Here is a 17,913-nt window from a genome sequence, read left to right on the forward strand (position 1 = left end):
TTTGTTTACTTACCGCTGCTGCAGGTCCGCCCGGAAATCCGTCGGCGACATGCCCGTAACCTTCTTGAAGACGCGGCTGAAATAATTCGGGTCGTGATACCCGACCTCAAAGCAAATTTCCTTCAGGCTGAGCTCGGGGTCTCCGGCGATCAGCTCCTTGGCCCGGTTGATGCGCAGGCGGGTGACGTAGTCGATGAACGTCTCCCCGACATGCTGTTTAAACAGCTTCGAGAAGTAAAACGGGCTCAAGCTCACATACTCCGCCGCCTGCTCCATCGACAGCTCCTCACGATAGTGCTCGGCGATCCACGCCTTGGCCCGCTCCACCGCGCCGGCGGCGTGGCCCGTCGGCTCGGCGGCACCCGCACCGGCAGCGCCCGCCGCGCCCGCGGTACCGGCGCCCCCGGTGCCGCCTCCGGCCCGGACGGCGGCTCCCGAGCCGCCGCCGTCTCCGCCACCCCGCCCCTCCGCGCCAAGGGGCGGCACCGGTTCGCCTGCGGCGCCGAGGCTCACGCCGAGCCCCGCGGCGGCCGCGCGGTACGAGCGCCGCAGCCCGTCCAGCCCTGCCTGGACGGGCCCGGCGGCGGCTCGTACCGCCACGCCGAGCTGCTCGGCGAGGAACGCGCTCGCGCGCTGCGCCAGCTCCTCCGGCTGCAGCGCGCCCGCGCTAACGGCGGCGGCGCCCCGGCCGCCGCCAAACCCGCCGCCGCCATCGTCGGCGGCAGCCCCGCCCGTGCTCGCCCCGCCGCCGAGCACGAACACCGCCGCGTGACCCCCGACGACCGGGCTCACGAGGCAGCGCAGCCGCGCGGCATTCGCCCAGCGCCGCAGCAGCAGCGCAAGCCGCCGGGCGTCGGCGCCGGCATCCGCCAGTACGGCGAAGGCCGCGCCGTCGGCCGCCTCCAGCTCGACCAGCTCGGCGATGCGCTCCAGCTCCGTCTCCACGACCCCGCCGGACATGAGCAGCACCGCCAGCTCGCTCTCCGCAAGGGGCAGCAGCTGCAGGAGCTTCTCCTCGCGCCGCAGCTCCTCGTCCCGCCGCTCGCCCTCCTGCTCCAGCTCGCGGACCAGCCGCTGCAGCACCGCCACGACCTGATCCCGCTTCGCCGGCTTCAGCAAGTACTCCTTGACCCCGAGCGACACGGCCTGCTGGGCGTACGAGAAGAAATCGTACGCCGTAACCAGCACCATCTTGAGCTCGGGCTGCTTCTCCTTCATCTGACGCAGCGCCTCGAGACCTTCGATCCCCGGCATCTTAATATCCATCAAGACAATATGCGGACGGAACTGCTCCGCCCGCTGGATCGCCAGCCGCCCGTTCTCCGCATGCATAATCTGGAACATGCCCGGCATCATCCGCTCCACAATAAACTCCAAGCCTTCCCGCTCCAAAGCCTCGTCGTCGGCAATCAACAGCCGATACACCATTACGTCCCCCTCCCCTCATCAAGCTTCCAAGGCGCCCGAATCGTAACCGTCGTCCCGCTCCCCGGCGCACTCTCGATCGAAACCAAATCGTCCATGCCGTAAAACAGCTGCAGCCGCCGGTACACATTCCGCGTCCCAAGCCCCGTCGACTGCCCGCGCGAGCCGTCGTTTTTGGCCTTCTGCCGCGCAGCTTCCGGCGCACCGCCCGCAGGCGCCTCTGCGGAACGGCTTGCGGTTAAGCCACCACCGCCACTCCGGCCGTTCCCCCCGCTTACGCCACTACCGCGACTCCCGCCGTTCACGCCATTCTCGCCGCTACCACCGTTTGCGCCAGTTCCGCCATTCGTTCCGCTCCCGGCCCCCCCGCCGTTCGCAACCGCCTGCGCCTCCTCGGCAAAGCCCGACTTCACCGCCAGCAGCCGCTCCCGCGTCTCGTCGCTCATCCCGGCGCCGTTGTCGGACACCGCAATGATGACCCATCCGTCCTCGCGGCGTATGCGCAGGCCGATCCGGGCCCCCGACTCCATGCGCTCGATGCCGTGGACGAAAGCATTTTCCAGAATCGGCTGCAGCGTCAAGCACGGAATCGGCAAATCCAGCGCCGCCTCCTCAATGTCCGTCTCGAACACCACCCGGTCGCGAAACCGCGCCTGCTGAATCGCAAAATACTCCCGCGCATGCTCCACCTCATCCCGCAGCGTCACCGGCGTATCCAGCTTGCGCAGATTGTACCGGAGCAGGTTCGACACCGACACCGTCAAATCGCTCGTCCGGTCCGCCCCCTCCAGCAGCGCCAGCTTCGATACGACATTCAGCGTATTGAACAAAAAATGCGGATGAATCTGCGACTGCAGCGCCTTAATTTCCAGCTCCTTCACCAGCCGGTCCTTCTCCGCCATCTCCTGCTTCTGCGCCAGCAGCTCCTGGAGCGACGACAGCATATGCCGGAACGACCGCGTCAAAATCCCGATCTCATCCCCCGTCTGCGTAGCCGGCGGCTTCACGTCCAGATTGCCCTTGGCGATCTGCACCGCCACATGAACGAGCTGGGCGATCGGCTTCGTAATCGAACGCCCCAGCCACCGCGCGAACACGACGCACAGCAGCACATCGACCGCAAGCAGCCCGAGCCCCAGCAGATTCGTCCGGTTCGTATACACGAGCATGCGCCGGTACAGCGGCTCATAGAAGCTCAGCTCGCGGTCCACGAGCCGCTGGTTTTCCTCCTGAATATACCCCGCCGTCCGTTCCGCTTCCTCGTACTGCAAGGAATAGCTGCTCTTTTCCGTACGGTACATGATCCCGATCACCGCTTCCTCCGCCTCGAGGAACGTCGTCACCATGTTGTGGAAATTTTTCGCCGCCGCCGCTCGCTGCTCGGTCCGAATCTGCTCCTCAAGCTGCTTGCGCAGCCGCTCCAGCTCCTGCTTGCGGTCGAAGAACGCCGCATAGGCGGCCGTATTTTGATCAACCAGGTAGTTGCTGAGCAGCCGTAAGTTATCCTCGGTAAAATTGGCCACCTGCTTATACAGCAGGATCCGCTCCATCATCAGCGTATAGCTGACCTGAATCGTGCGCGAGCTCTGGTAAATGAAATACGTGACGAGATTCATCAGCACAACGAGCGTCAGCAGAAACGCAAACAGCTTCGTCCGAATGCTCACGGCTCCATCACCCCTACGTTGGAGCGGTCCAACACTTCGTGGGAGGTAAAATGATACGGCGCCAGCTCTCCGCTCCCAAAGTAAGCGTGCAGCTGCCGCACCGCCTCCCGCCCCATCTCTTCGGGCTTCTGAATGACGGTCGCGACGATTTCCCCCTTCGCGATGGCCGCCTTCGTCTCCTCCAGATCGTCGAAGCCGAAGATCCGGACCCGGTCCTGCATCCCGAGAACCTTTACCGCCTGCAAAATACCGACCGCATCTAGCGCGCTCAACCCGACCATCACGTTAATGTCCGGATGCTCCCGCAGCAGACTCTCCGCCGCCTGCGCCGCCTGGATGCGCGAAATGTTGGACACCGCTACGCCCGCAATCGGCATATACGGCTCCGCACCCACGGCAGCCTTGAACCCTTCAAGCCGCTGCTGCTGATTCGCCGCTTCCGCGCTGCCGATAATGACGCCGATCCGGTTGCGCATTGCGGCGCCCGGCTCCTTCCGCAGCGACTCGATCACGACTTCGCCCAGCTTATGTCCCGAAGCCCGGTTGTCCGTACCTACATAAGTAAGGCGGCTGCTGTCCGGCGAATCCGTATCGACGGTGATCACCGGGATATGCCGTTCGATCGCCTTGTTAATGAGACGCTTATATTCATCCGTATCGACGCCCTGAACGAGAATGCCGTCCACGCGGGAGGCAATCATCTTGTCCAGCAGCTTCGTCTGTTCCATCGGATTCAGCCGGAACGGACCGACATACTCAAGCTCCATATTATAATCCTTCGCCGCTTCTTCCGCCGCCTTGCCAATCGTGCGCCAGAACGGGTTGTCGAGCTCCTGCGAGATCAGGACGACGTGGTGGCGGTACGCTTTGCTTTGCTGTCCGGCGTCGGCCAGCTCGCTGACGATTTCGGATATTTTCAGGTAGGAATAGCCAAACTGCCCGAGCAGGAACAGAAACAGCAAACCGAGCGCACTAAGCGCCATCGTCCCTCTGCGGTCGTTCATGCGTCATCCCTCCTCATTGGTTGCGTTTACATACATGAATATTATATATCCCCGGTCAAGGGGGGGGGATGCTTGGATTGTGCCTGCTAATGAGCCGGCCATGTTTTCACCTCTAAGATTGTCCACTTTTTGAAAAAGATATCGGACCATAATGTCCATTCCGGAGAGACACGTCACTCATTGCCGTCGTTATCGATGATGCTCGGGTCAATTAATAGCGCCTGAGCCTGGCCTGTCTCCTGTACGTGGACACTTGTCATGGATTTGTCTTTCAAATAGTGGACAATGGCACATGCATCCACCGCCCCGCCACTGTCGGATTCGTTAAAGCTCAGGCTGATGGAGAAGAAATACAAAAAAACCGCGGCAGCCTGGACCGGAACATCAAGCCCACACTACCGCGATTGGACGGGTACTTTACCTAGCATACAAATCACTTTTAAAGTCCCCACTAACTCAGCGACCGCCTCATAAAAGCCGCCAGATCCTCGGACGTAAACGGACTCGGCTTTTGCGTAATCGTACTGCCGACCCGCAGCCCGTACAAAATCACAGCGAACATCTCCGCGGTTATGCCGCTCTCGACTTCGGCCGGTATGACCCCATGCAGCTTGCCGATTTCAATCCATCTTGTACAGGTCTGCATCGTATAGCCGTACACTTCCTGCACGATTTCCGCAACCTTCGGATTATCCATCTGCCCCAGTAGATAAATAAAGATCAAGTTGGTCACATTCTGATGATTGGAGGACTGCACCATACCCTCCGCAATCAGCTGCAGGGGATCGCCCAGTCCAGATCTCCGGGGGTCATTGACAACTTCCGTGAACCGCTCGTTTATCTGTTCGATACGGGACTTCAATATCAGCCCCAGCAATTCGTCTTTGCTCGATACATAGTGGTAGATGGCGCCTTTGGACAAACCCGTCTCACGAATGATATCCTGGAGCGTCGTTTGCCTGCAGCCCTTCTCCTTAATCAGCTTCTCTGTAGCGTCCATGATGGTATGAAACGTCGTGTTTCTGGTTGTCATAGCCCATCACCATTTCCTGTAAGATTATCGTTCATTCGGAAGTACCCCTACTCTACCATACCGACCCCCGGTTTACAAAAACGGAACTGCATGTTTGCTGGCTTCAGAACTTGCTTTAAGATTCTGTTTTATCGATCATCTGTTTCAATTTGTTTTGAGAATGCCGCCGATAGTAGATGGTCCAGACGATAGCGAAGCCGATGAAGCCGTACATCACAAAGTTGGATACCGCAAGGAACTCGGAAACCGTGAGCCGGTACACAAGAATCGTGCGCACGATCGCTTCACCTAACAGCGAGATTCCCCACACGGCCGTAATGAGCCGCAACACAAAGCGAAAATACGGGTATTTCCATCGGGAAGAAAAGGCTGCTGCCCGCTCCGGATCGCTGCCAACCGTGAACCGCATAGCAAAGTAGAAAATCAGCGGCCGCGGAAACAACAGGGAGATTAGAAAAATAAGTCCCATAATCGCGGTAACTAATGACTCCCGCACCAGGAGAAGCTGCTCATTACCGCCTAGCGTGACCATGAGCAGACCGAGGGCGAAGCTGATGAGCATGAACACAGCGAACACATCCAGCTTCCGGCGCTTGATGAGACTGTACAAATTATCGAACAGCGGAATGATCGTTGCAATGGTCAATGCATGGATGCTGCTCATATGCGAGCGCAGCAGCTCGTAGACAAGAAGCGGTAAAGCCCCGTTAATCAACAGCGTCATAAGGATGCCGAGCACAATGCTTTTTCTGGTCGCTGCGCTTGCCTGTGTCGTTGGGATCATGAGAATCAAGTCCTCCATTCATCGTTTACAGTTTTTTTTCATAGCATTGATAAGGTTCTTTGCGAAACGGATACCGGATCAGCCCTACTTTGGAGTAGCCCGCTCGCTCATACATCTGAAGGGCAGCCGGATTTGCGGTATAAGCGTCCAATCGGATGCTGGTGCAGCCTTGCGCCCTTGCCTGCTCCTCGGCAAAATACAGAAGCTGCTTGCCGATTCCTTGCCCCTGATGCTCCGGATGGACGGCCAGCCGATGAATGACGGCCGGACGGCCGCCTCCTTCCTGCCACGGAAGGCTGTCATACTGAGCGCTCTGTTCTTCATTAATAACGACAGCGCCCACACACAATTGATCTCGCATCGCAACATACATCTGCTTGTTCTTGACATCCTTAGAGACGACCCACCGGTTCGGATAAAACAAGTCCCATTGGTAAACCCCCTTCTTCCTTAGATGACGGGTAACGGACCTAAACAGCCGCATGATTACGCCGATCTGATGGTTCGATGCGGAAACGATGTTCAATTAGTCCTCACGCTCCTTTGGTTTCGCCGTCTTTCAACCGCGCGTTCCCCCGTAACATATAAGCCAATTTACTGAGCTTTACGCGATATCGACCCAATCGTACATACCGACCGTCGGTCTTATATCTCCATAATACAGACCGTCGGTCGGTATGTCAACGGCCGAAATGGCGAATCAGTGATATTTTTTAAAATCGACACTATTTTCCACGTTCCCTGCCGGTCCGCCTGCATTCGGCAAAGTTAACAATAACGCCCGATAATGCTATAATGACGAGGATATGGTTATACCCAAGATGATACTTATGCCAATGAGGGATTCCTTTTGCGATTGTCGACATTATTCAGCCGGCGGACGCCGCTGTATGCGGTTCTGATCGCGGCCGTCGTGCTGATCGCGCTATTCACGCTGCACAAGGAGGAGCGCGTCCGGCTGCTCTACGCGACCGCAGGCGGCGCTTACGACCCTTCGGCTTACGAGCAGCTTCGGCAGTCGCTGGTAGCGAATCTCGATGTCGAACGGCGCGATTGGAGCCGCCTGAGCGATCGCGAGCTGCGGCGCTACGATGCCGTCTACCTCGACCCCGGGCTGCATACGGCGCAAGGCTTGCCGGGCGCGGAGCGGCTAAGCGGGTATGTACGGCAGGGCGGACACCTGTTTCTCGAAAATATTTTCGCCGCCGACGTTCCGCTCGAGCTGCTGGGCGCAAGCCAGCTGGTGCCGGTGCCGAGCCCCGGCGAGAAGCCGGCGTTCCGCTATCCGGCGGTCGATGCCGACCTGGTGCCGATGCAGCAGGTTTACCGGCTGTTCAGCGATAATTTCTTCAAGCGGACGACCATGAGCGATATGCCCGGCTTCGCTTGGGGAACGGGCGTGAAGCCTTCGACGGCGCTGACGATGGTGGAGCTGAACGGTCTGTCCGTCGTGACGGTGAATGCGTACGGCAGCGGCAGCGTGCTGCTGTCGAGCGCGTTCCTGCCGAACCGGTATTTCATTACCGGATACGATCTCGTCAGCGGGATGGATCCGGGGGCCGGCTTTAACGCTTTGGAGAAGCGGTATAACGAAACGAAGACGAAGCCTGCTCAGGGGACGGCTTATTTCGATAAGTCCAAGCTGCCGCTGGAGCCGTACTTCCACTTCGCTTTCGCTGCGGCGGGCGCGCAGTACCGGACGGAATACGTCTCGTTCGTCTCGAAGCGCAAGCTCGGTCTGACGGTGAAGAAGGTGCTTGGCCCGTACGGCAGGCCGGCGATGGCTTATCAGAACCATTTTGAAGCGCTGCCTGCGATTCGGGACTTGAACGGCATTCAGTGGGCCGAGATTCTTAAGGAATACCGGCAGCTTCCGTCGTATTCGCTCGTTCGTTCGACGTACGAATGGGGGCTGTGGAAGGAATCCGTGTCCGTACAGCTCAATGAAGGCACGTCCGAGCAGCCGAAGTTCCGCGGGGAAACGCCTCAGTCGTTTTACGGCAGCGGTACGCCGCTGGTGTATACGGCGGGAGGAGCCGGGGGTGGCATCGTCGGCGGGGCTGGGGCTAACAGCGGTACTGCCGGTGGCGGTGGGATTGCTGCTGGGGCTGGGGCTGGCTCAGGGATTGGGATTGGTGCTGGGGCTGGTGCTGGGGCTGGGGCTGGTGCTGGGGCTGGCTCTGGTGCTGGGACTGGAGGTTCCGCCGGTAATAGCGCTGGGGCCGACAACGCCGCCGGAGCCCAGGCCGCCGAACGGCGCATTACCGGTGCCCGCTACCCGGGCTACCGGGAGCTCGCCGGCAAGATCGAGCTGCCGTACCGGGCGTCGCCGGCGCTGCTGGACGTCGACGGCGACGGCCGCGACGACCTGCTTGTCGGCAGCGCGGACGGGTCCGTGAGCGTGTACGCGAACGCGGGTCCCGGCGCTGCAGCCGGTGCGGCGGTACCGGCGGGCGTACAGCCGCCGGACCGCTTTGCCGAGCCGCAGCCGCTGCGGCTCGCAGGCGCGGACGGCAGCGCGGCGGAGTACCGCGCGCCGTCGTATGCGGCGCTGGCCGCAGCCCGCGCCGCGGGAGCGCCGCCGTCGCTGCTCGTCGGCGACGGCGAGGGCCGCGTAGCCGCCCTGACGCTGCGCGCGGGCGGCCGGTTCGCGCCGCCGACGCCGCTGACGGCGGGGGGCCGGCCCGTGCAGGTGCCCGGGCCGGCTGCGCCCGCCTTCGGCGACGTCGACGCGGACGGCGTCCCCGACCTCGTCGTCGGGGACGGCGAAGGCCGCGTGACCTTGTTCCGCGGCCTCGACCCCGCTGCGCAGCGCTACGCCGCAGGCGTCACGCTGCTGCAGCTGCCGGTCCGCTTCGCGGCTCCCGCCGTTCGGGACATGAACGGCGACGGCCTCGCGGACCTGATCGTGGGCAACGACGAGGGAGATCTCCTCGTCTTTCTGCAGAACGCTCCCGCCTCGGGAGCGTCCCCTGCAGCCGCGGCGTCACCGGCTTCGCCGGCAGCGGGAACGCAGCCCACGCATGCACCCGAGACAGCGCGAGCAGCCGCTGCTTCACGGACAGCGGCATCCGCCGCAGCCGGTTCGCGCATCCCGGGCTTCACCGCGCAGGGCCCGCTGACCGGCGAGACGCTGAACCAGATGGGCACGCCGGCTCTGGTCGGCGGTCACAATTCGGCTCCCGTCTGGTACGACCTGAACCATGACGGGCGGGACGATCTCATCGTCGGCCAGATCGAGTTCGGGATCCCTACGCCGATCGACGACCCGTCGTTCCCGTACCGCAAGCAGCTGGACGAATTTATACAATATGCCAAGACAAACGGGCTGGAAATTTATCCGCATCTGTTCGTTCATAACTTTATGAGCTCCGCCGGCGAGAAGCAGGAATTCGCGCTGCACAAAACAGCGTTCCAGAATCTCGGCCTGAAGTGGGGCGACACGGGGACCGACCAGCATACATGGCGCGTCAATAACCCCGACCCGCAGCAGACGCTTCGCAACGAAGCGGCGGAAGGACTCTGGTTCAACTTCGGCTTCAAGCCGTCGCACGTGCCTTCCGATCCGCGTGTCGGCTACGAATATATATGGGGCATGCCGTTCCTCATGCAGCCGCCGCAGGGCTCGCAGCCGCTCGGCTCGCCGATGCTGCTGCATACCCCGACGCCGCCGCTGTATCTGGATGCGGCCCGCTCGACGGAGGACATTTTTCAGTCTTATGTAAAGCTCGACATGCCGATCAATTACTTCGAGCATATCGAGCCGTATTTCCCGGCCAACATCGCGGGGCTGCGCCAGTTTGCCGACTACTTCGACAAGCTGCGCACCGCTCACGACTACAATTTCGTCAGCGGACCGCAAATGGCTCGCTCGTTCCTGACTGCGCTCACTGCGCAGGTCAAGGTCGAGCGCTCGTGGGCCGCCTTCCTGCAGGACAAGCTGAAGGATATGCTGCTCGGCACGCAGAACGGGCCTCACCTGTCGCTGCAGCTGAAGCCGGACTTCAGCCAAGTGCCCGCTCAGGCAGGGGCATACCGCGACACGCTCGGCGTATCGGTGGAACGCGGCCAGCGGCTGCAGCTTTACCAGCTCGGTACCGACGACACCGACATTTACACCGAGCACCAGGACAAGCTGTACCTCGGCCTGGACCGTCCGGTCACGCTCGGCGTCCGCGCCATGCCGGACCGGCTCCACCTTGTACGCGCCAACGTGCCGACACGCTTCGGACGAAGCGGCGACGGCACATGGACACTGGACCTCAATGACCAAGGCATGCAGCAGGTCAAGCTGCGCAGCCCAAAGCCGATTACCGTAGAGCCGCTCGACCCCGGCACCAAGCTGGACATTCAAACCGACGACGACGGCCGCACGGTCACGGTTACGCATTACGGCGAGAAGGTCACGTTACGCATCGCCACGCCAACAGACTAATAGGAGGCTCACTCCCATGGAACAACTCATTCATGAGCTGGAAGATCATATCCGCGAACGCTACGAGATCGAAGAGGACGACGATGATTTTGACGCGGACGTGCACTTGTTCGACTACGGCTACATCGATTCCATCGGCGCCACGGCGCTGATCGCCCATATTGAGAAAACGTACAGCATCACCATCACCCAGCAGGACCTTATGCTGCACCCGATGAATACCGTGCGCGAGATCGCCACGTTCGTTCAATCCAAGATCGCGAGGTAAAATACCGCCATGACTACGACGGAATGCGTCATCTCCCTGGAGCGGCTCGACCCGAGCCAGCACGGCCAGCTGAAGTACGCCGCGGCGTTCGCCGACGAGCATATCGACACCATCACTCTCGAAAATAACGCCATCCGCATCGTCCACAGCTCCCCGGCCGGCAACGGCCGGATCCAAGAGCGCGTCGAGCGGCTGATCGAGCGCTTCTCGCGCGGCGACTTCGGCTTCAAAGAAGCGAATTTGTTCGAATACAGCGGCCCGATGCCGTACCGCGAGGACATTGTGGCAGAGCTGGTACGCCGCAAGGCGATCAAAATGCTCGAGCCCGGCCTGTTCATTTTCCGCGAGCCGTTCTCGTCCCTGATGCGATTCCTCGACTGGTCGTTCGTGACCCGCATCGCCAAGAAGTTCGAAGGGCTGACCGAGGAGCAGTACCCGGCCGTCATTCATGCGGAGACGCTGAATAAGACGAACCATTTTACCTCGTTTCCCGAGCATATCCACTTCCTGACGCACCTGCGCGAGGACCTCGACGTAATCGAGGCGTTCTCGCAGTCCGTCCGCGAGGCGGGCGGCTGGAAGCAGGAGGACCCGCTGTCCTTGGATGTGAACATGCCGAAGCCGCGTTTTACGATGAATCCTTCGACATGCTACCACTGCTATGAAGGGCTGCAGGACGAGACGCTGGAGGGCGACGGCATCACCGTGACGGCGATCGCCAAGTGCCACCGCTTCGAGGGCAAGAACCACTCCGATTTCGGGCGTCTGCTCGACTTCAGCATGCGCGAGATTATTTTCGTCGGCAAGCCGGAGTTCGTGAAGGAAAACCGCCTGAAGTCGATCGAGTATTTGAAGGAGCTGGCCGCGGAATGGGAGCTGGACTCGGTGATCGAGCTGGCGAACGATCCGTTCTTTACGAATGATTTTCAGGTGAAGGCGTCGTTCCAGCGCCAGCAAGAAATGAAGTACGAGCTGCGGCTGACGATTCCGTATATCAACAAATCGATCGCCTGCTCGTCCGTCAACTTCCACAGCACGACGTTCGGCAATGCGTTCAACATCAAGCTCGGCAAGCGCAGCGCCGTTACCGGCTGCGTCGGCTTCGGCATCGAGCGCTGGACGTTCGCGTTCCTGGCGCAGTACGGCCTGGACGAGTCCGCTTGGCCGCGCGCGTTCCGCGAGCAGTACCGGGCTTGGCAGGAGAAGGCGCTGTAGAAGGCTCTCCGCCTCAGCCCTAAGGGACTTTCACGGTCTTATTTCTCGGATTTCGGCTGCAAATGGGATATTAGCGGATTGCCAGGGTCTTATTTCGCGTCAAATCGCGTCTGCGGGGGTGATCACCCTCTACTAAGACCCTCAAAATCCGCTAATCATCCCCATCTGCGTAATGCTTGGCGGATAACGCCCCGACATACCGTTATACTTTTCGAGCCACCTCCATTCTTGTATGTGGGGGTTATCGCAGCTTGTCATGACTGCCATACCGCTTCTTAACAGCATCACCTATCCCAGACAACGGGGACTGATTCTTTCATGCCGATCCTCACGTTCCTGAAGCGCAACCGCTTCGTGTTGGCGCTGCTGGCACTTTTCCTCCTCGTCGATACGCTGTTCGCATGGTGGCATCCGATGGAGAATTCGCGCCGCTTCTACAAGAACGACTATGTTAAAACGCTTTTCCACCACGGCTGGACTCGTTCCGGCCCTGTTTTTTATGGCAATTCCTCGGTCACCGGAGCCTATATGGAGGACCGCTCGACGCACAAGCTGACCGAGTTCGGCCTCTCCTACGGCAAGCTCACCGACCTTCAGGCCATTCTGCAAAACAGCTACTACGACGTCAACGGTGAGCTCGTAATCGGGATCGACGTACATACGATGCTGGACAAGCTGGACACCGACCCGACCTACCCATGGTTCAAGCGGTGGTACCAGCCTTACGTTTACGCCTACCGCGACTATTTCCGCGACTCCGGCGAAGAGCTGTTGAAGAATACGCTCAAGGGGCAGCCGCTCGTCTATGTGCCGCGTTGGATCGATAAAGAGCTGTACTTCGGCCGCAAGGACGATGCATGGCTGGCAAGAAGATTGGCCGACTACGACAAAATGTTCGGCTGGATGCGGCCGGATGCGGATATGAGCGCAAACCTCGCTTCCCTGCAGTGGGTCATCGACTACGCCGCCGAGCATAAGCTGCCCCTGCGCGTGATCTGGATGCCGTACCATACGAGCTACGAGAAACCGCCCTACACGGCAGAGCTCAAATCGCGCGTAACCGCCATGCTGCAGCAGGCGAACGTTCCGACGCTCGACCTGATGGACCGGTTTAAGCCCGAGGAGTTCCACGATCTCGTTCACCTGAACCGCGAGGTCGGCGCACCGGCGTTCACGAAGGAGGTAGACGCATGGCTGAACGGCCTGAAGAAGTAACGACACCGCATTCCCAGGCAAAATCGGACCAACCGGCTGCACGCACCGGCCACAGGCAAGCGGACACAGACGCCGCCTTCACTGAGGCAGCAGCCCGGGGCGTCTCCGCTTCACCTGCGTCAAGCGCTGCGCCCACAAGCGGCGCGCGTTCAGCCGCTGACGGCGGTCTGCCGCCCCGCAGACAAACTCACGGCGGCAAGGCACAAGGCTCCGCCAAGCCAGCCGCCGCCAAACTACCCGCGGACGAGGCAAACGCTGCGGCAGCTAAGCCTTCGTCCGCAGCGCAGGCTGAAGCACCTGCACCTGCATCTGCATCTGCATCCGCGGCCAAGCCCGCAGCAGCAGCAGGAGCAGGCAAGCCCAAAGCCGGCGGCGGCAAAAAGTCCAAGCGCACCTGGCGCGACACCCGCGCCGGCCGTCTGCTCGAGCTGCTGGCTTATCTGATTATGCTGGTGCTTGTGCTGGTTTATTTTACAGGCAAAGGGCTGTTTATCTATGAAGGCTTCTGACCGATACGGTTCAACGGCAGCTACGCGTCCGACGACGACGCCCGACATTGGAGATTGGCATCTTGCTCGCTAACCTTCCTTGCCGAGCGGCTAACCCGCATCAGCACGCTGCCGGAGCCGTCCGCCGTCCTCGCCCCCGAAGCCATAACCCGCCGGGCCCGCCCGGCATGAAGGAGTTTCCGCGATGTTTTACTTGCATATGAACGCCATCGTCGGCCTCGCCGGGATGATCGCGGCGCTGATGCTGACGCGGCGCTGGCCGAGCAACAAGCGCGTCCTGCTGCTGCTGTTCAACCTCGGCTTCCTGTACGTGTTCAGCCAGAAGCTGTTCGTCTTCAACGTCCTGTACGTCGCCGGCAACTATGCGCTGTTCCTGCTGCTCTGCCGCATCGCCCGCTTCCGCCTTGCCGCCTTCGTCGCGGCAATCGCCGCCAATATCGGCGCCGTTACCGTCATGCGGCTGTACGGGATGGGCACGCTGCAGTCGCCGCTATTCGACGTCGTCATTACGCTCGGACTTATCTATAACGTACTCAAGGTTATCGACGCGCTGTACTTCGCCTACTTCTTCAAGCGGGACGGCGAGGCCGGAGCGCTCGACTACGCTAACTACATTCTGTTTATTCCGACGTTCACTTCCGGCCCGATCTTGAAGTTCCGCGATTTCATGGCCGATACGAAGAAGCCGTACCAAGTCGACGCTCCGCTGTTCGAAGACAGCGTCAAACGCATTATTCTGGGCCTCTTCAAGAAAATGGTGCTCGTCCCCGGCATGAGCTACGTGTTCCAGCTCGTGAACGATCCTGCCGGCGGCCCGCTCCACACGCATGAATCGCTGTTCCTGATGGTGTGGTTTTACCTGTGGATCTATCTCGACTTCTCGGGCTACTCGGACATCGCGATCGGCTTCGGCCGCTTGCTCGGCTACACGATGCCGGAGAACTTCAAGAAGCCGTTCACTTCGCCGTCGCTGACGCAGTTTTGGCGCAATTGGCACGTGACGCTCGGCGACTGGTTCCGCGATCATATTTTTATTTTCTTCTCGCGCAGAACGCCCTCCCGCCTCACCGCCGCCGGGCTCTCCCTGCTCATCATGCTGCTGATGGGTTTGTGGCACGGCTTTACATGGCTGTATGTGCTGTACGGGCTGTACCACGGCGTCATCATCGCATTGGAATCGTACTTCGAGCTGTCGACGGTCAATAAGAAAAAGGTATCGGTGCCATACTACGCCTTCCGCGTCGCGCTGACGCAGCTCCTCGTCATCTTCGGCGTCATCGTCTACAGCGGGGACTCCGCAACGGTGCTGCGCATTTACGAGGGGCTGCTGAGACTGCCTTCATTTTAACGGAAGATAATGGTATAATCGGGAACAGTACCTGGCACAATAAAACGTTTCCATTATCGTCGGAGGTGTACAAATGAAGTTAGGTGTTTTCGCTGTCCTGTTCGCACAGAAGCCGCTTGAAGAAGCTCTCGACTACATTGCGTCCAAAGGTTTAGAGGCTGTAGAGATCGGTACCGGCGGTTACCCGGGCAACGCGCACTGCAAGCCGGACGAGCTGCTGGCCGACGCCGGCAAGCTGAAGGCGTTCAAGCAAGCGTTCGACTCCCGCGGCCTGACGATTTCCGCGCTCAGCTGCCACGGCAACCCGCTTCACCCGCAAAAGGCGATTGCCCAGAGCTACCATGACGACTTCATCAAAACGGTCGAGCTCGCTCAGCGCCTGGAAGTGCCGGTCGTCGTCGGCTTCTCCGGCTGCCCTGGCGACCACGAAGATGCGAAGTATCCGAACTGGCCGGTTGCGCCTTGGCCGAACGATTTTCAAGAAATTCTCGCATGGCAGTGGGAGAACAAGGTGATTCCGTACTGGAAGGAAACTGGCAAGTTCGCTCAGGAGCGCGGCATTAAGCTGGCTCTCGAGCTGCACGGCGGCTTCTCCGTCCATACGCCGGCTACGCTGCTCCGTCTGCGCGATGCCGTCGGCGAAGTGATCGGGGCGAACCTCGATCCGAGCCATATGTGGTGGCAGGGCATCGATCCGGTGCAAGCCGTGCACATTCTCGGCCGCGCCGGCGCGATTCACCACTTCCACGCCAAGGACACGTCGCTGGACGTGAACAACGTGAACAAGCACGGCGTGACCGATATGCAGTCGTATACGCAAATGCTGGACCGCGCTTGGCAGTTCCGCTCCGTCGGCTATGGCCACGACCTGAAGACTTGGGCGGACATCATCTCCGCGCTGCGTCTGGTCGGCTACGACTATGTCGTCTCCATCGAGCATGAGGACGGCCTGATGTCCGTCGACGAAGGCTTCTCCAAAGCGGTTCAGAACCTGCAGCAGGTGCTGATCAAGGAGCCGGTCGGCGAGATGTGGTGGGTTTAAGCAATGCGAAAGAGCGTCATCCCTACGGATGGCGCTCTGTTTTTTTGGGAAACCCACGGTTCCTTATAGCTGGGCGGAATCTCAACTCATGATTATCCGAAGACATTAGGGGGAGCCAGGGACCTGGACACATGCTAAACGCAAAGCGAATTTTCAAGCAGTGTTCTTCTCGCACCCGGAAAATCATAGAATAGCGGACATTCATGTCTTTATTTCTGCAGAGTGGGCCTCATCTTGAGAAATAGCGGATTTTGAGGGCGTAAATTTTCCCGTTCTGAGCCGTTTTCCCCGAGTTGAGCTGCTTGGTCGGTTATTAAGGCCCCCAAAATCCGCTATTTCCGCCAAATGGCAAGCTGAGGGTCAAATAGAGCCTTCATAATCCGTTACGGATCTGCTCTCGAAGCAAACCACATCCCGTGGATGCTACTTTTTATGATGAACCGGCCAAACGCACGAGCTCACGCAGCCGCCTACGATCATTGACCGACCATGACCCTTTCTTTCGGGAAGCGATAATCTTCGTCTGCATCGTCCTTCTTGAGCAGCAGCAGCAAGCTGACGATCCCGATTCGCCCGATGGCCATACAAAGAATCAGGATGATTTTGCCCGGTGCCGTAACGTCAGATGTGATGCCCGCGGATAGCCCGGTTGTTCCGAACGCCGACGTAATTTCAAAGATCGTATGGTTCAACGGAAACCCTTCAAAGTATAAAAAAGCTAACGCCGCAGCAAAAATAAGCAGCATCGCCAGGAAAAACACCATAAAGGAACGGTGGATATCCTCGTCCGCCAGCTCTCTCCGGAACACTTTAACGTTCTTGTAACCGAGCATGTATGCCCGAAGGGCCGCGATCAATACAAAAAACGTTGTCGTGCGGATCCCCCCTCCGACACTCATCGGCGAAGCTCCGATAAACATCAAACCCGCCATCATCATCATGGTCGGTGCCGTTAAACCCGCAATGTCCATCGTGGCGAATCCGCCGCTGCGCGTGGATACGGATTGAAAGAGCGAGTAAAACAGCGCTTCGTGCCATGACTTGTCCGCCAGGAAGGCATCCCGCTCCAGCACGTAAAATAACACGGCCCCCGCCGCCACTAAGGAGAAGAACGTTAACGTAGTAATTTTGGCGAGCAGCGAAAATCGCGTCTTCCCCGCCGGGTTCCTTACGTAATCCCAGATCTCGACCAATACGGGAAAACCGATCGCGCCGGCAATGATCAAGAGCATGATCACGGTTTGGAAGAAATAATCGCCGGAAAATTTAATCAGGGAGTTTCCGTTGTTCAGATCGAAGCCCGCGTTCGTGAAGGCGCTCACCGATGTGAAGAAACCGTGAAACAACGCGGCAAGCAGGTTCGTTTCATAACCGGCCGCCCGCAAGTAGGTGCCCAGTATGACGGCTGCGATGCACTCAATGGTAAACGCCAGCAGCAAAATTTTGCGCATGAGGCTCACGATGCCCGATAACGTAGACAGATTGTAATCGGCCGCAATCTGTATCCGCTGAGATAGCCCTATGCGCTGGCCCAGCATCAGCCAGAGAAAAGTTCCTGTGGCCATAATGCCAATGCCGCCGATTTGAAACAGAACGGCAAGCAAAATAATGCCGCCGGTATTAAAAACCTCGCTAATCGTAATCACGGACAGCCCCGTAACGCTGATCGCGCTGGAAGCGGTAAACAGCGCATCAATAAAGGACAAGCTTACCCCCGGACGATGAAAAATAGGCAGGGACAGCAACACTGCGGAAACCACGATGCAGCCTATGTACAGCAAAACGATGACCTGGGGGGGCTTCAACCGATGCTGTTGTAACCCGATACGTTTCAATGCGATATGCCAACCTCCCGATGAGCACCATCATAAAACCCATAATTTATAGCTTCTCCGGATGGACCGCTTTCTTCTCCGCTGCAGCGTATCATTTGAATAACTTACTTCGAACCATAATACATTAGGTGAA

14 protein-coding genes are annotated in these 17,913 nt (G+C 59.4%); 7 read left to right on the forward strand and 7 right to left on the reverse strand.

Annotation, left to right across the window (positions count from 1 at the left end):
• Window positions 1-9: 9 nt before the first annotated feature.
• From ACFFK0_RS01055 to ACFFK0_RS01080, 6 genes are all read right to left on the reverse strand, one after another.
• Window positions 10-1,428, reverse strand: coding sequence for a response regulator transcription factor (locus ACFFK0_RS01055; RefSeq protein WP_377467752.1), 1,419 nt, complete (start codon window positions 1,426-1,428; stop codon window positions 10-12).
• Entirely contained in the window at window positions 1,428-3,092 is a 1,665-nt protein-coding gene (locus tag ACFFK0_RS01060; protein ID WP_377467754.1) for a sensor histidine kinase, read from the reverse strand. Before ACFFK0_RS01060 ends, ACFFK0_RS01055 begins: the two co-directional genes overlap by 1 nt.
• Window positions 3,089-4,096 carry a sugar-binding protein gene (locus ACFFK0_RS01065; protein WP_377467756.1) on the reverse strand — a complete coding sequence of 336 codons (1,008 nt, stop codon included), beginning with the start codon at window positions 4,094-4,096 and terminating at the stop codon, window positions 3,089-3,091. Before ACFFK0_RS01065 ends, ACFFK0_RS01060 begins: the two co-directional genes overlap by 4 nt.
• A gap of 451 nt (window positions 4,097-4,547) precedes the next feature.
• Complete coding sequence (locus ACFFK0_RS01070) at window positions 4,548-5,129, reverse strand: TetR/AcrR family transcriptional regulator (RefSeq protein WP_377467758.1); 582 nt, start codon at window positions 5,127-5,129, stop codon at window positions 4,548-4,550.
• Between the two features lie 115 nt (window positions 5,130-5,244).
• Window positions 5,245-5,913, reverse strand: a complete 669-nt coding sequence (locus ACFFK0_RS01075) for a VC0807 family protein (RefSeq protein ID WP_377467760.1) — start codon at window positions 5,911-5,913, stop codon at window positions 5,245-5,247.
• Between the two features lie 25 nt (window positions 5,914-5,938).
• On the reverse strand, window positions 5,939-6,439 hold the full coding sequence (locus ACFFK0_RS01080) for a GNAT family N-acetyltransferase (protein ID WP_377467762.1): 501 nt from the start codon (window positions 6,437-6,439) through the stop codon (window positions 5,939-5,941).
• A 330-nt stretch (window positions 6,440-6,769) separates the two neighbouring features.
• On the opposite strand from ACFFK0_RS01080, the gene ACFFK0_RS01085 reads away from it, so the two are divergent.
• From ACFFK0_RS01085 to ACFFK0_RS01115, 7 genes are all read left to right on the forward strand, one after another.
• Window positions 6,770-10,348, forward strand: coding sequence for a VCBS repeat-containing protein (locus tag ACFFK0_RS01085; RefSeq protein ID WP_377467764.1), 3,579 nt, complete (start codon window positions 6,770-6,772; stop codon window positions 10,346-10,348).
• A 16-nt stretch (window positions 10,349-10,364) separates the two neighbouring features.
• Window positions 10,365-10,616, forward strand: a complete 252-nt coding sequence (locus tag ACFFK0_RS01090; RefSeq protein ID WP_377467766.1) for an acyl carrier protein — start codon at window positions 10,365-10,367, stop codon at window positions 10,614-10,616.
• 9 nt (window positions 10,617-10,625) lie between these two features.
• Entirely contained in the window at window positions 10,626-11,831 is a 1,206-nt protein-coding gene (locus ACFFK0_RS01095; protein ID WP_377467768.1) for a class-II aminoacyl-tRNA synthetase family protein, read from the forward strand.
• Between the two features lie 318 nt (window positions 11,832-12,149).
• Window positions 12,150-13,046 carry a hypothetical protein gene (locus tag ACFFK0_RS01100; protein WP_377467770.1) on the forward strand — a complete coding sequence of 299 codons (897 nt, stop codon included), beginning with the start codon at window positions 12,150-12,152 and terminating at the stop codon, window positions 13,044-13,046.
• On the forward strand, window positions 13,022-13,555 hold the full coding sequence (locus tag ACFFK0_RS01105; RefSeq protein WP_377467772.1) for a hypothetical protein: 534 nt from the start codon (window positions 13,022-13,024) through the stop codon (window positions 13,553-13,555). Before ACFFK0_RS01100 ends, ACFFK0_RS01105 begins: the two co-directional genes overlap by 25 nt.
• A 184-nt stretch (window positions 13,556-13,739) precedes the next feature.
• Window positions 13,740-14,903 carry an MBOAT family O-acyltransferase gene (locus ACFFK0_RS01110; protein ID WP_377467774.1) on the forward strand — a complete coding sequence of 388 codons (1,164 nt, stop codon included), beginning with the start codon at window positions 13,740-13,742 and terminating at the stop codon, window positions 14,901-14,903.
• A gap of 73 nt (window positions 14,904-14,976) precedes the next feature.
• A complete protein-coding gene (locus ACFFK0_RS01115) occupies window positions 14,977-15,945 on the forward strand; it encodes a sugar phosphate isomerase/epimerase family protein (protein ID WP_377467777.1) in 969 nt (322 codons plus the stop codon).
• Window positions 15,946-16,421: 476 nt separating this feature from the next.
• On the opposite strand, the gene ACFFK0_RS01120 is transcribed toward ACFFK0_RS01115, so the two are convergent.
• Entirely contained in the window at window positions 16,422-17,780 is a 1,359-nt protein-coding gene (locus ACFFK0_RS01120; RefSeq protein WP_377467779.1) for a TrkH family potassium uptake protein, read from the reverse strand.
• Window positions 17,781-17,913: the final 133 nt, after the last annotated feature.

It is taken from the genome of Paenibacillus chartarius, from assembly GCF_042432825.1.
In the GTDB taxonomy this organism is placed as follows: Bacteria; Bacillota; Bacilli; order Paenibacillales; family NBRC-103111; genus Gordoniibacillus; species Gordoniibacillus chartarius.

Bases quoted from the DNA above. Each gene is read 5' to 3' on its own strand.
- ACFFK0_RS01055 (WP_377467752.1), bottom strand. From the start codon at position 1,428: ATGGTGTATCGGCTGTTGATTGCCGACGACGAGGCTTTGGAGCGGGAA.
- ACFFK0_RS01065 (WP_377467756.1), bottom strand. From the start codon at position 4,096: ATGAACGACCGCAGAGGGACGATGGCGCTTAGTGCGCTCGGTTTGCTG.
- ACFFK0_RS01070 (WP_377467758.1), bottom strand. From the start codon at position 5,129: ATGACAACCAGAAACACGACGTTTCATACCATCATGGACGCTACAGAG.
- ACFFK0_RS01075 (WP_377467760.1), bottom strand. From the start codon at position 5,913: ATGATCCCAACGACACAGGCAAGCGCAGCGACCAGAAAAAGCATTGTG.
- ACFFK0_RS01090 (WP_377467766.1), top strand. From the start codon at position 10,365: ATGGAACAACTCATTCATGAGCTGGAAGATCATATCCGCGAACGCTAC.
- ACFFK0_RS01095 (WP_377467768.1), top strand. From the start codon at position 10,626: ATGACTACGACGGAATGCGTCATCTCCCTGGAGCGGCTCGACCCGAGC.
- ACFFK0_RS01100 (WP_377467770.1), top strand. From the start codon at position 12,150: ATGCCGATCCTCACGTTCCTGAAGCGCAACCGCTTCGTGTTGGCGCTG.
- ACFFK0_RS01105 (WP_377467772.1), top strand. From the start codon at position 13,022: ATGGCTGAACGGCCTGAAGAAGTAACGACACCGCATTCCCAGGCAAAA.
- ACFFK0_RS01110 (WP_377467774.1), top strand. From the start codon at position 13,740: ATGTTTTACTTGCATATGAACGCCATCGTCGGCCTCGCCGGGATGATC.
- ACFFK0_RS01115 (WP_377467777.1), top strand. From the start codon at position 14,977: ATGAAGTTAGGTGTTTTCGCTGTCCTGTTCGCACAGAAGCCGCTTGAA.